Consider the following 12,997-nt stretch of genomic DNA (forward strand, 5'->3'; position numbering starts at 1 on the left):
CGCAAGAAGAAACATAAGCTATTCTGCAAGCGTGCAGGAATAGAGCCGACTATCGGGCATTTGAAATCAGACTTTCGTTTAGGACGCAACTTTTATAAAGGTGTGTTCGGGGATGTTGTCAATCTGCTCTTAGCCGCAGCAGCGTACAACTTCAAAAGAGCCATGAGGGTTCTTTGGCTACTTGTTGAAAAAATCTGCGGGACACTGTTTTCTTGCAATATCCCGCAGATGAGTACTTTTTAAGGGACGACTAAATAATATTATTCTGATATATAATTCATTAAAAAAATAGATACTGAAACAATTGTGAAACAAACAGATAAGTAACAGACTAAACAATCAAAACAGTTATTGCCATGGAAACAAAACATACAAAAAGCGAACTTTTGTACATTGAAGAACATCAGTCATGTCAAAACTACATGACAACAATTGAAACCGGATTCAAATATCTTGAATTCGCCAAGAATGCAGCATTTGAAGAAGATAATACAACTAAAAATTATCTCCTGTTCTTCCTGAAAGGCGATTTCACCATAAGTTGCAACCAGTTTCATAACAAGTTGTTTCATGCTGGAGAAATGATACTCATCCCTCGTTCTTCCCGACTAAAAGGATTTGCGGGAACCGATTCAAGCCTGCTCTCCATGTTTTTCGATATACCTGCAGAGAACTGTGACAAGCTCATATTACAGTCTTTATCAAATGTATGCAACAACATTGAATATGACTTTTCACCAATTAAAATACGCTATCCATTAACACTATTTCTTGAAGTATTAACTCACTGCATCAAAAACGGAATGAGTTGCGCACACTTACACGGGCTGATGCAACGAGAGTTTTTCTTTCTTTTACGAGGGTTTTATGAAAAACAGGAGATTGCAGTATTATTCCACCCCATTATCGGAAAAGAAGTGGATTTTAAAGATTTTGTCATGCACAATCATACCAAAGTAGATAATATAGAGCAGCTTATCTCACTATCGAATATGGGAAGAAGCTGTTTTTTTACCAAATTCAATGAAGTGTTTGGTATGACAGCTAAACAGTGGATGCTGAAACAAAAGAACCAAAGAATATTGGAAAAAATGACGGAACCAGGAGTATGTATAAAAGATATCATTGAAGAATTGGGATTTGATTCGCAAGGTAACTTCAACCGTTACTGCAAACAACATTTCGGATGTACCCCCAAACAACTGATAGAGCAATGTCAGGCAACCAATCAAACGAGTTAGCCATTATTATCCCTATCGGTACAAAATGAATAAATTATTGGACTTTATGATAAATTCAATATTGAAAAATTTCATTTACTTTGCAGCGTGAAATATATTAAGAAACAAAGATATTTTAATATGATCTCTATTACGGAATAGATTACAATATTGCAAAGATAAATAAAAATATGATATATTCTAATTTTCAACAGATTATATTACAAATAATTATTTCATTTGGATAAGTTTGTAACGATGCTATTCACCTGATTGAGCATGAATACATCAAAATCCTTTAAATAGACGCGTGTCATTTCTTCCGAAGTGTGTCCAAGTCCGGCACTAATCACAGAAATCGGAGCTCCATAGTCACGTGCGAGGGTAGCCCAGGTATGGCGTGCAGTATATGTCGTCAACGGTACTTCAATATCAGCTACAACAGCGATTTTCTTCAAATGCCGGTTAATACGGCCCAACGCCAAACGATACTGTTTGTATCCAGAAGCATATTCACCGCTGATTATCGGAAAGAGATACTCATTTTCTGTCTTATATTTATCTATCAAGCCCTGCATCTGCGGAGTCACCACTATACGAATCAACTGTTTCGACTTATGACGGGAATAGGTCAGCACACCATTGCAAATATCGGTTTTCTTCAAAAGGACAATATCGACAAAAGCCATTCCCTGCGCATAAAAGCTGAACAGATACAGATCGCGGGTAAATTCCAGTTCTGGTTCATTCTCCAAATTCAAGTCCGCCAAATTCTGCATATCTGTCCGTGACAAAGCGCGTTTCACAGTCTTCGCCGGACGGGTCTGCGCTTTAGCAAACGGATATTCGCCACGGGGATGATAGCCGTCCGTTACCGCCTGGTTATACAAAGAGCGCAAGTTGCGCAGATAATAACTTACCGTATTGCCGGAAGCACCGTTACTATACAGGAAATCCTCATATCTCCTGACGAACGCCAAATCAACCTCCGACATCCGCACATCGGGGCGACTTATAAATTTTGCCAACGACGAACGAGTACTCTTGTAGGCCGCAGCCATTCCCACTTTCTTCAGTTCCTGCTTCCGTTCAATCTGCGTATTGATATATCGCAATAAATAAAACTGTGGTTTTCCTGTACCAAAAGCATTTTGAGCCAGAATATCCTCCACTGTAAATTCTTCCCTTGTCCGCTCAAGCTGCCTGATCCGTGTATCAATCTGATTCCGCATCTTCCGTAGCTCGCAGTTCATTTTCACAACCTCCGTAGCCGTAAAAGTAGAACTTACGCCATTCATAATCTTCCCTTCCAGCTCGTCAAACACCTCTTCTTTCATCCGGTAGCCTGTATACAGTAACTTTTTTCTCCGATTGTGTATCACCTGAAATACTAAAGGGTAACTACCATTATTCAATATCCTGCTCTTGTTCAGCATAAGTTTCACTGATGTTATCATATCTTGCTTTTTTGTTTGAGACGTAAAAGTACAAAGTTCACCTTACTTATCAGAACTATTTTTCCGCCTATTACGCAAGAAACAAGAAGTGGAATAAAAAGTTTTTCCACTTTAAGAATAGTTATCTAATAAATATAGTTAAAATACACGCTCTAGTAATCAGTATATTTTTATTACATATCTCCAATATGCATACGCATAAATTAGAGATGTATACTATTTATGATATTTCATTACACAATATAAATATTGTCGCTATTATTCCTTTTGAAGAATTAGAATATTAGGCATAGCTTTGCACTATGGATTTTAGGGAACCGTCCGTTCCTTTAAAAGGAAGAGGTCATTCCTCGGTGTGCAACGGGCCGTTCCTTTAAAAGGAACGGCCCGTTGGTTTTAAAGGAAAAACCGACATTTGTAACCATTTGAATTTCAAGTCCTTACCGAATTAGAATTCCGTCCCCGTAACCCATGGGATTTTTTCCAACAAACACGACGGAATCTGCCGCACGAAGCGGCAATCAGTATACAACAAATTTCAACAATTCAAAATTCAAATCCCATGGTTACAGTCACGTTTGCCATTAAGCCATATCTGGCGAGGTACATGTATGTCCGGTACGGACAAAGTTTAGAGCTTCTATCACATAACAATCCACCGTCAAGGCTCCCCATTCCAATCCACCTCTCCCACCTCACTCCCATTTATCATTTCTTGCATCAATTATCCGTTCCTCATCCGCAAGGCGTCTCCTAGAAAGAGACTGGAAATATCACTTTTGTTCTTCCTAGCCCAAGACAGGGCAAGAACCCGGAAATCTACAATTACTTCGGTCAGGACAGTATCTTTATTATTGAAAAGGAAATTGAGGTGGAAATGAAAGCCGAGCTTTATTCGTTTCTGTTGGAAAATAAGTTCAAAAATGGGGTGATGTATATAAAGTCGATGCATGAGTTTGTGGTAAAGTATGATATGGAGGAGTCGGTGGAAGAGGAAAGTTTGATGAGAGGGTTTCAGAGGTGGAGAAAGAAAATGAAAAAGATATAACGTTACAGAATTCATCATATCCTAATTAGAGACCTTTTAAATAAAATCGTCCTACCAAACAAAATCTTTCCCACAAATGGTGAAATAGGACATCTTCATAAATGACATTGCTTTTTTAAAACATAACTTTTCCAAAAATACAATTGGTTTATATATATAAAAACTATCATCAAATATTTCATATTACTAATTTTCTTCTTACACTGTCAATACATTTTCCAGAAATATAATGATGTAAAAGAATAAATTAATATTATATTTGCATATTCGACATATATTATCACATAACTCAAATATTATTATGGAAAGCGCAAAAGACATTCTGTTTGAATTAAGACATAAAGAAAAAAAATATCAGATTTAGTTAGATTCTTAAGTATTAGATGTGATGAAACTCCCAATTACTCTTTACTTATGGGCGCAGGTTGCTCCATAACTTCAGGTATAAAATCAGGAACCCAATTAATAAATGATTGGAAAAAAGAAATCATTGAATATGCTGATGACTATGATACAAGTATCACTTCTGATGAATATTTCGAAAAACAAAACTGGTTTGATGAAAGAAATCCCTACTCTTCTCTTTTCGAAAAACGATATGATTTACAGCGACAAAGAAGAGCATTTGTTGAAAATGAAGTAGCAAACAAGAATCCTTCAATCGGGTATGCTTATTTAGTAAAACTTATAGAAAACAACTATTTTAATGCAATATTCACAACAAATTTTGACGACTTACTGAATGAAGCTTTTTATAGATTTTCTAATGTCCGTCCAGTTGTATGTGCTCACGACTCTGCTATTACAAGTATTACAGTTACTTCTAAACGTCCCAAAATAATCAAACTTCATGGAGATTATTTATTCGAAGATATAAAAAGTACTTTAAGAGAAACTGAATCATTAGAAGGAAATATGAAAAATAAATTCATTGAATTTTCTAAAGATTATGGACTTATTGTAGTTGGATATGCAGGAAATGATAGATCAATTATGGACATTTTATCTTTTCTATTGAAAAAAGAAGAATTCTTTAAAAATGGTATTTATTGGTGCATTAGAAAAGGAGATGAAAATATTTCAGATGATCTCAAAAAATTACTATGGAAAGATAAAGTCTTTTTCATACAAATTGAAGGTTTTGACGAATTAATGGCTGAACTTAATAAACGTTTAAACAAAGGTGTATTGCCCATTGATAATGCAATTCTAAGCAGTGAACATCAAATTAAATTAATTAAAAGCTTAACATCGAATGAATATGTAGAAAAATCTAATTCTAAAATAATTCAAGAAGACTCCAAAAGATTAAAGAAAATGGTCAATCACAATATTTTTGAAGATTTTTTCAAACACGTAGATGTAAAAAAAGAGAAAAAAGATAATACAACAAGAAAAGATAGTTCATCTAAAATCTCCGAAGAAAGAAAAAAAAACTTTAAATAAAGTAAGAATTTTATTTCTAGAAGACGAAACAGAACAGGCCTATAAATTAATCAATGAACAAAAATTAGAAGATTCTGATAATTCAAGTTACAAAGCTGAATTATTAGAAATGAAATTAGCATTACTTCATAATATGAATCTCGAAAACAACATAGAATATAAACAAACAATAGACTCCTTGATTGCAATTAAACCTAATACAGAGATGTATTATATAGAAGCTGTCAATTCGTTCCCTGAAATAAAAGATAAGATAGAATATATAGATAAAGCTATAGCAATATATCCCAATGACTATAGCTTATATAGAAAAAAAGGAGACTTTATGGCTGATTATTACAATTCATTAATTAATAAAGAAGAATCAGACATCGCTCCAAATGTAATAACAACATGTTATCTTACCAGCATAAAACTAGATGGAAGTATATTCAATAAAGCATGGGTTAATTTATGCGACTGGTATAGTCATCTATACAAGAAGGAAAATGAAAAAAAGAAAGAAGAAATATTATCTCTATTAAAAAAGTATAAAGAGCAAAACGAATATCATCCCAATTATCTAAAAGTCTGCCACCGTTATAGTAATATGATTAATGAAAAAATTGATAAGCTTTTGATTAATGGATATAGTTTTGCTAAGCAAACAGATGATCCTACATGGGTAGAATCAACAGTCTTAATTTTACTTGATTATTTTGAAGAAAAAGATCAAAAAAATGAACTAACTAAATTCATGGAAGAATTTGAGAAGGAATACAACCCATCTTATGACTATTTATTAAAAAAGGCAACTATCTTTGCCAAAAAGTTTGACAACATAGCTGAATCTATAAAAATTTTAGAAGATATCGAAAATGGAAACTACTTCAGAAATAATATGCTAATAAAGCTATATGCTATTATACAAGAAAAAGAAAAAGCTCAAATTATTGTAGATAAATATAATAAAATTGACCATGAAATACTTATCTTATACAATCTCGAATTTGAAGAATATGAAACTGTCTGCAATCTTATTGAGAAATATTGGGAAACACATAAGAAAGACGTTAGCACATTTGTGAGTTATTCTTATGCAAAATTAAAATTAAAACAATATAAAGAAATTTATTGGGACTTAAAACAATATTACGATAACCCTCAAACTTGTATACCAGAAATTGCAATTAATTATTTTATAGCAGATATCAAACTCAATAAATTAGATGATAAGAAAATAAAGAATAAAATACTAAATAATAAAGATTTGTATGATAATGATGTCATAGCTGCAGCTTATTCACTCATCGGTGATATACCAAATGCGCTGGATTATTTATCTAAAGCTATAAAAGATGACAATTTACTCAAATATTCTGTGCGAGATTGGCCCGCATTTGAAAATTGTAAAAATGACAATCGGTATCAAAGAATTATAGGTATAGCTTAAAGGGACTCTCCATCATATTGAGAACAAAGAATTCGGAGCTCTCCATACAGTTATGAAGAGCTCCTATTTTTCTACAAAAAATAATGTTTTGGTAAATGTTCCTGCTTCTCCTTTACCATTAAGATAAATCCTAAAAGATCTTTTATTTCATCTTGATAGTCTCGTGGAAAACTTGAAATATACTTTTGAGGAACAACAAGTGTAAGTCGGGAATCATGCATCTCCTTTAACTGATTCTTTGATATTCCCTGCTGAAGAGTAAATAAGAATTTAACATCCACACGATCCGCCTCCGTCAAAACTTGCCGCCAACGATCTTTGCAAGTAGTCTTAGCCCCCAAAACAATAAGGTCCCCAGCTGGAAATTGTATATTACGATAACATTTACCATTGGGAAAAAGGAAATCCGGCTTTTTATTATCTTCAGTTACAGCTTGCTCCTCAAAAACAAGTGCATTATGTACAAATATATCAGATAAATGATGCTCTAATGATTTACCAGCACGAGACTTACGACGATTAAGCACTTCATTAGCTGTTTGTATAAATGTATCAATACTATCAAAAGAATGTGTTATCATATCCGCATAAAATTTTTCTTCCATACATTTAAACAGTCGGAACTCTGTATCCACCCAATTCAACAAGACATCATCAGGATTAGTTTTAAAAACATTTTCACCAATTTTATAAGCCTTATTATAACATTCTCGTGCTCCTAATGCCATTTGTCGAGTGTCTGGAAATTTATCAAAACGACTAACAAAATCACGGAAGAGTTGCACTATTTTTTCGTCTGGTTTAATAACACCCGCGACATCTATTAGTTGATTTGTTTCGTCTGGAGCAAGATTGAAATAAGCAAAAAATCCATCTATATCTTCATCAGCACTAAGAACATAGCCTAAATAATCTTCTTCAGTATATTTAGCAATAATGAGTAAATCTCCAACATTATCATCTTGAAAAAAAGGAAAGCCTCGACCAAAACGGGTTATACGATACTCATTACGTGTACCTTGTCCATAATATTTCATACAACTTTCCGTTGTAAAATCATCCTGCCATTTTATTTGTACAGTTTTCTCCTTATTTTCTCCTTTTTTCCCCGGTTCATCAAAAAGTAAACTTGATGCACACTTAGGTATATAAAAACCAGCTTGATGACTTCCTGTTGCACCTGTATCATTTCCAGTAATAAACCGGCACCAAGCAGCTTTAGATTGCTGTACACTTTGTATCGCAGAGTCCAGTATGTTGCTCATAATTATTGATTGTTTTAATAATTTGTTCAGAAACTGCAGTTATGAGTGGAACTACTACAGAATTTCCACACTGTCGATACGCTTGTACATCAGAAACTTGATCTAAACGATATTTATCAGGATAGCCCATCAATCGAGCACATTCACGAGGCGACAATCTTCGAGGATTTTTCCCATTTCCTTGCGGAACAAGTATTTCTGAACCATCTTTATAGTAACGGGCACTCAATGTACGAGAGATACCGTTAAGATCAACCATCCCAAACCCAAAACCATTTCCTTTTGCACGATGCTTCTCTGCATAGTTTTGTAAATAACTCCAAAGTTTATCACTCAATGTATATTTATCATCAATATCTGACTCTAAAATCTCCCGTATGCCCCGTGTAGATTGTTTTTGTTCAGGAAAACAGAATTGTTCTTCTCCATGAAAAATTTCACGATTAAATCCAACAATCATAATACGCTCCCGATGCTGAGGTACATAAGCCTGCCCATCCATAACCTGAAAATGAATTGAATAATTCAATTCTTCCAGTGTACCTTTTATAATCTTAAAGGTATTACCCTTATCATGTGACATCAAATTCTTCACATTTTCCAAATAAAATGCTTTAGGACGATGACGACTAATAATATCCGCTACATCAAAAAAAAGTGTACCTTGAGTTTTGTCCTTAAAGCCCGTTTCCCGTCCTAAACTTTTCTTTTTAGAAACACCGGCAATAGAAAAAGGTTGGCAAGGGAAACCTGCACATAAAATATCAAAATATTGAGGTATATAACTTTTAGTAACTTCTTTCGTTATATCTCCAAATGGCATTTCACCGAAGTTCGCCAAATAAGTTTTTTGAGCATATTTATTCCATTCTGAAGAAAAAACACATTTTCCTCCTTGTGCTTGCATTGCCAAACGAAAACCTCCCATACCCGCAAACAAATCAATAAAAGTAAATTGGGGAGATTGAGGACTTGGGAAAGGAACCCTAAAAAAGTCAGAAAAGAGACTATACTCAACTGGATTTTCAGCAACCTTCATTACATACTCTTCAGTTATCGTCTCTTCTTTATTACTTTTTTTTCGCTCCAAAAATTCCCGGATAGTATATAATATTTCTTTCTTGTTTTGTTCATTACCAATGCAATCATTATTATGCAGGTAATGACTTAACACTGCCAATTGGTTCTCCCAACTAGTTTCGCCATATATCTTGATGCCATTTTGTACATCAACCTCTTCCGGAAAGTCAACGAGTTTTATATCTTGTATGATGAATTGCTTAGCTGTCATTCAATTATTGATTTGGATACAAAAATATAGTTTTTTATCGAGAATAACGAATACCATCTTCACTAATAGTATTAATAACCAAAATAAGAGAGGACAAAGCTGGTACATCATTGCCCTGAGAAATATTCCATTCTATTTTTTATAATTAGCTAATACAGTCAGTCTATATGTTTTGCATTATAGTTTTCTAATACTATCTTATTCAAAGTATATAACAACCCTTTCAAATTTTGTTCCCGGACTTTACTTTTCAATTGACATTCCCATAATAAGACAACATGCCACCCCATATTTCGGAGTTGCATTCGTTCTTTTAAATCCCGTTCTTTATTCTTCCCTATTTTTTCTTTCCAGAATTCTGTATTGGTCTTCGGCAAAACATAGTATTTACACCCTTCATGACCATGCCAAAAACACCCATTAATAAAGATCACAGTTCTATACTTTCTTAACACAATATCAGGAGTCCCTGGCAACCTTTTCACATTAACACGAAAACGAATACCTTGGGAAAATAGATATTTTCGCACAAGAATCTCCGGCCTCGTATTTTTACTACGAATATTCGACATACACTTCCGCCGTTGCTCTTTTGTCAAAACGTCTACCATACCTATACAAAATTTAAATACAAAAAATAAATGATTCCTAATACAAAGATAAAAAATTATCATCCATGAATTATAATATTAAACACAAAGAATGCACTCATTACCTCTTCAATCCCCACACTCTCAAAACAAAGTAAGCCTTCAGGAGTCTGTGCAAAAAACTTAGAAGCTATATTGAATTATCATTTATTTTTCGTATATTTATGGATAAGAAACTAAACAATATATCTATAAACTACATAGTAGGAGAAAACAGGAATCAAGTTCGAATGACAACACTTGAACAATTAGTTGCACCAAATTCTAGGGTAAGGGTTATCGATTTATTTGTGGATATCTTGTCTATAAATGAGCTGGAGTTAAACATGTCAAACTTCAATCAGAAGGGACACTACCGTATAATCCTTCAACATTACTAAAATTGTATTTATATAGTTATAAGTACTCAATAAGGTCATCAAGAAAGTTGGAACACTCCTATAAAATAAATGTGGAATTATGATGACTATTAGGAGACTGAATACCCTCTTTTCGGAAAATTGCTTTTCCCCCCAAAAAACTAGGCAGAATAAATATCAATAAATTATTCTAACAGTATTTTAACAACTCTCAAATTTTTCGATTATAATCGAAAATTTCATTGTATCAGATTATACATTAAATCTCCCCATTCACCCCTAATCCGAACAAGGCAAAATCGCCCAAGCAAGGATCATCCGGGAAGACCTCAGCCAATGCTGCCGTTATCTGGCGGGCATTTTTCAAAGAAAAAGTTTCCGTATCCGTCAACTTGAAATAATGTGCCACCCGGCATACATGTGTATCTAAAGGGACAATCAAATCTCTACGATCAAAACTTTCCCAAATCCCCAAATCGACCGCCGAGTCCCGACGAATCATCCAACGCAAAAACATATTCAGTTTCTTTTGAGGGCTTTTGGCAGAGACTTCAAGAAATGCACATAGCTTTTCCATCGGTATTCCGGGGTATGTCTTCAAGGCTTCTTCCAGACTTTCAAACTGTGTATAAGCAATGTATAATCGCTGAAAATATCCATAGAAATCAGCATGTGACAGCATCCGATAAAAACTACTGGTTGCTCCCGATGGGAAATCTCTCTCCCACTGACGGGACAGTACATACTGATAAGGCGAATCTCCCATTAGCCCGTGCAATTCGTCCACTTTCTTCAAGATCTGTTTGCGATTGCCAAAACTCATAATCGCCGTCAGCAAACCGCTGACTTCGATATCCTGTTTCAGCGTATAACGATGGGGAAACTGCACCGGATCGCTTTGTATAAAGTCTGCGCGATGATACATCTCCGCACACATCAAAAGTTTATTCTTTATATCTTCAGTCATTTCGAGAAAGTATCAAGTATTGAAAGTACAAAAATACATATTCTAGTTGGATTTCCTCTTTAAGTAAATGATAGATTGCATCCCTAATAAAATAACAAACAAATATTCTGCCGTCATATACACAGTCAGAGAAGCATGAAAACATTCACTTAACAGATACAGATAAATCAAATATACAAGAATGGTGATTAACTGGAAGATAAAGGCGAGCTTCGTCTTTCCTGTACCGGTAACAGCATTGATATAAACATATCCGGGCAGTGCAAAAGCATAATTCAACAGCATAACTATAAAAGGATAGAAAGCTAGTCTCACCAGATTATCGTTATTCGTATAAAATCCGATAACCCATTGGTTACCCCAAAGAGTCATAACTATCAATGGAACTCCCACGGCATAACCCAACCTAAGAACTTTATGGCAAACGGGAAAAAGTTCCTTCCCCTGCCCCGCCCCAATTAGATTGCTGACTAATGAACCAGTAGTGGATGCAAAAGAGTTGACAATCACAAAAAAGACGGTAGAAACACTACGAGTAATATTGGAAATAGCAAGCTCTGTCCTTCCCAGATGCTCGATAGCAACGAAGAACAGAAACCAGGGAGCAACGCTGATAAAAGAGTGAAGCATACTCCATACAGATATCCTCAACAACTTTATTAACACTTTCTCATCATAAACGACCTTCAGCCCATATTTCACTTTATCTACCCTCACCCACATATATAATAGGAGTACGATAAAAGCTCCGAACTCTGCCAAAGAAGAAGCCATCGCCGCCCCGGATATACCCAGATTCAGTTTGAATATCAGCAGATAGTTAAAAGGAATATTGATACAGATAGCCATGATAGCTGCCACGGACAATGCTTTGGTCGTTGTTATCCCTACCAGAAAAGACCGGAAAGCTAAAAAAGGAAATGAGAATAACAAACCGAAGCTACGCCAATCCAGATAATGAATCACTGCCTGGTAAATTTCATCCGAAGTAATCAATTGACGCAGGATCAAGGGAGAAGCCAAATGGAGCAATAGGCAAAGAATGATTGCCATTCCCGACAGGAAATATAATCCCTGAAAAAATGTACGTCCCGTCTCTTTATAATGTTGTTCCCCATTTCTCCGGGCAATCATTACCTGCAGCCCGATGCTAAATCCGAAGCCCAGCATATAAACAGCCAAATAGTAGATTCCGGCAAGCGCAGAAGCTCCCAGTTCGACTTCTCCCACATGCCCCAGGAAAATAGCGTCGGTAATATTGATTAATTGTTCCATCAGAATGCTCATCATCACAGGAAAGTTGATGAGCCATATTTGCTTATATGTATAATTCATTGCTCAACTTAAAAATAACACGATACGGCATACCACATCATAGCAGCACACAGTTCCGTAAGTTTATAAAAATGGATATAAAACTCTTTGGCAGGAGAGTAGTTGCCTGTCGGATAGCTGAATAGCCCTGTTAGAAATGATGCTATTCGTTGAGCTTAGCTAGATACAGAGTTTCATAAATGGACGAATATTACTGGTTTATCAATCAATTACGCAACAAAGATAAGAAATCTTATTTTCATATCCCAATGTGGTATGGTATTAGCAGATTACTTATAGGGTTCTTCGTCAAATTTGGTGGTAATCTCTTTTTTATTTCGACGGTTTCCCTCTTCTTCTTTCTTAATCCTATAAAAAGTTGTAGATATGTTTGCTTTTTAGTAACTTTAAAGACACCACATCATTAAGAGTTACAATGCAACAAGCCATATCTACAACGTACAAATATACATCAAAAAAAGAAAATACTCCTACAAATAGGGAGTTATTCCATGATTTCTAGATTCAGTACTTGGCTACGATAATCT

At 34.9% G+C, this 12,997-nt stretch carries 11 protein-coding genes and 1 pseudogene; 6 read left to right on the top strand and 6 right to left on the bottom strand.

What is annotated here, in order from left to right; all coding sequences use genetic code 11:
- Both BSAG_RS18360 and BSAG_RS18355 read left to right on the top strand, forming a co-directional pair.
- Positions 1 to 243 (top strand): transposase (locus BSAG_RS18360; RefSeq protein ID WP_008997366.1); only part of this gene is annotated, 243 nt, incomplete at its 5' end.
- A gap of 113 nt (positions 244 to 356) precedes the next feature.
- Positions 357 to 1,241 (top strand): helix-turn-helix transcriptional regulator, encoded by an 885-nt coding sequence (locus BSAG_RS18355; protein WP_004315879.1) that lies wholly within the window; start codon positions 357 to 359, stop codon positions 1,239 to 1,241.
- A 215-nt stretch (positions 1,242 to 1,456) separates the two neighbouring features.
- On the opposite strand, the gene BSAG_RS18350 is transcribed toward BSAG_RS18355, so the two are convergent.
- Positions 1,457 to 2,677 (bottom strand): site-specific integrase, encoded by a 1,221-nt coding sequence (locus tag BSAG_RS18350; protein WP_004315880.1) that lies wholly within the window; start codon positions 2,675 to 2,677, stop codon positions 1,457 to 1,459.
- A 562-nt stretch (positions 2,678 to 3,239) separates the two neighbouring features.
- Between BSAG_RS18350 and BSAG_RS0222635 the strand changes: the two are divergent.
- The 3 genes and pseudogenes from BSAG_RS0222635 to BSAG_RS25465 all read left to right on the top strand — a co-directional run bounded on the left by BSAG_RS0222635 (position 3,240) and on the right by BSAG_RS25465 (position 6,603).
- A pseudogene (locus BSAG_RS0222635) lies at positions 3,240 to 3,725 on the top strand (hypothetical protein).
- 414 nt (positions 3,726 to 4,139) lie between these two features.
- A complete protein-coding gene (locus BSAG_RS25460) occupies positions 4,140 to 5,171 on the top strand; it encodes an SIR2 family protein (RefSeq protein WP_232287641.1) in 1,032 nt (343 codons plus the stop codon).
- A gap of 109 nt (positions 5,172 to 5,280) precedes the next feature.
- Positions 5,281 to 6,603: a TPR end-of-group domain-containing protein gene (locus BSAG_RS25465; protein ID WP_232287642.1), complete on the top strand. Its 1,323-nt coding sequence runs from the start codon at positions 5,281 to 5,283 to the stop codon at positions 6,601 to 6,603.
- Positions 6,604 to 6,674: 71 nt separating this feature from the next.
- Here BSAG_RS25465 and BSAG_RS18345 read toward each other — a convergent pair whose 3' ends face one another.
- The 3 genes from BSAG_RS18345 to BSAG_RS18335 form a co-directional block, all read right to left on the bottom strand.
- Positions 6,675 to 7,868 (bottom strand): type II restriction endonuclease, encoded by a 1,194-nt coding sequence (locus tag BSAG_RS18345; RefSeq protein WP_004315884.1) that lies wholly within the window; start codon positions 7,866 to 7,868, stop codon positions 6,675 to 6,677.
- Complete coding sequence (gene dcm, locus BSAG_RS18340; protein WP_004315885.1) at positions 7,822 to 9,159, bottom strand: DNA (cytosine-5-)-methyltransferase; 1,338 nt, start codon at positions 9,157 to 9,159, stop codon at positions 7,822 to 7,824. Before dcm ends, BSAG_RS18345 begins: the two co-directional genes overlap by 47 nt.
- A 158-nt stretch (positions 9,160 to 9,317) precedes the next feature.
- Positions 9,318 to 9,770, bottom strand: a complete 453-nt coding sequence (locus tag BSAG_RS18335; protein ID WP_008997367.1) for a very short patch repair endonuclease — start codon at positions 9,768 to 9,770, stop codon at positions 9,318 to 9,320.
- Between the two features lie 421 nt (positions 9,771 to 10,191).
- On the opposite strand from BSAG_RS18335, the gene BSAG_RS25470 reads away from it, so the two are divergent.
- Complete coding sequence (locus tag BSAG_RS25470) at positions 10,192 to 10,272, top strand: hypothetical protein (protein WP_232286474.1); 81 nt, start codon at positions 10,192 to 10,194, stop codon at positions 10,270 to 10,272.
- Between the two features lie 155 nt (positions 10,273 to 10,427).
- On the opposite strand, the gene BSAG_RS18330 is transcribed toward BSAG_RS25470, so the two are convergent.
- Positions 10,428 to 11,135, bottom strand: a complete 708-nt coding sequence (locus tag BSAG_RS18330; RefSeq protein WP_008771269.1) for a TIGR02757 family protein — start codon at positions 11,133 to 11,135, stop codon at positions 10,428 to 10,430.
- A 42-nt stretch (positions 11,136 to 11,177) separates the two neighbouring features.
- Entirely contained in the window at positions 11,178 to 12,470 is a 1,293-nt protein-coding gene (locus tag BSAG_RS18325) for an MATE family efflux transporter (protein WP_008016915.1), read from the bottom strand.
- Positions 12,471 to 12,997 lie beyond the last annotated feature (527 nt).

This window comes from Bacteroides sp. D1 (assembly GCF_000157095.2).
Classification (GTDB): domain Bacteria; phylum Bacteroidota; class Bacteroidia; order Bacteroidales; family Bacteroidaceae; genus Bacteroides; species Bacteroides xylanisolvens.

Excerpts from the sequence above, each read along its gene's own strand:
- BSAG_RS18345 (WP_004315884.1), bottom strand. The coding sequence starts at position 7,868 with ATGAGCAACATACTGGACTCTGCGATACAAAGTGTACAGCAATCTAAA.
- BSAG_RS18355 (WP_004315879.1), top strand. The coding sequence starts at position 357 with ATGGAAACAAAACATACAAAAAGCGAACTTTTGTACATTGAAGAACAT.
- dcm (WP_004315885.1), bottom strand. The coding sequence starts at position 9,159 with ATGACAGCTAAGCAATTCATCATACAAGATATAAAACTCGTTGACTTT.
- BSAG_RS18350 (WP_004315880.1), bottom strand. The coding sequence starts at position 2,677 with ATGATAACATCAGTGAAACTTATGCTGAACAAGAGCAGGATATTGAAT.
- BSAG_RS25465 (WP_232287642.1), top strand. The coding sequence starts at position 5,281 with ATGAAATTAGCATTACTTCATAATATGAATCTCGAAAACAACATAGAA.
- BSAG_RS18335 (WP_008997367.1), bottom strand. The coding sequence starts at position 9,770 with ATGGTAGACGTTTTGACAAAAGAGCAACGGCGGAAGTGTATGTCGAAT.
- BSAG_RS18330 (WP_008771269.1), bottom strand. The coding sequence starts at position 11,135 with ATGACTGAAGATATAAAGAATAAACTTTTGATGTGTGCGGAGATGTAT.
- BSAG_RS18325 (WP_008016915.1), bottom strand. The coding sequence starts at position 12,470 with ATGAATTATACATATAAGCAAATATGGCTCATCAACTTTCCTGTGATG.
- BSAG_RS25460 (WP_232287641.1), top strand. The coding sequence starts at position 4,140 with ATGGGCGCAGGTTGCTCCATAACTTCAGGTATAAAATCAGGAACCCAA.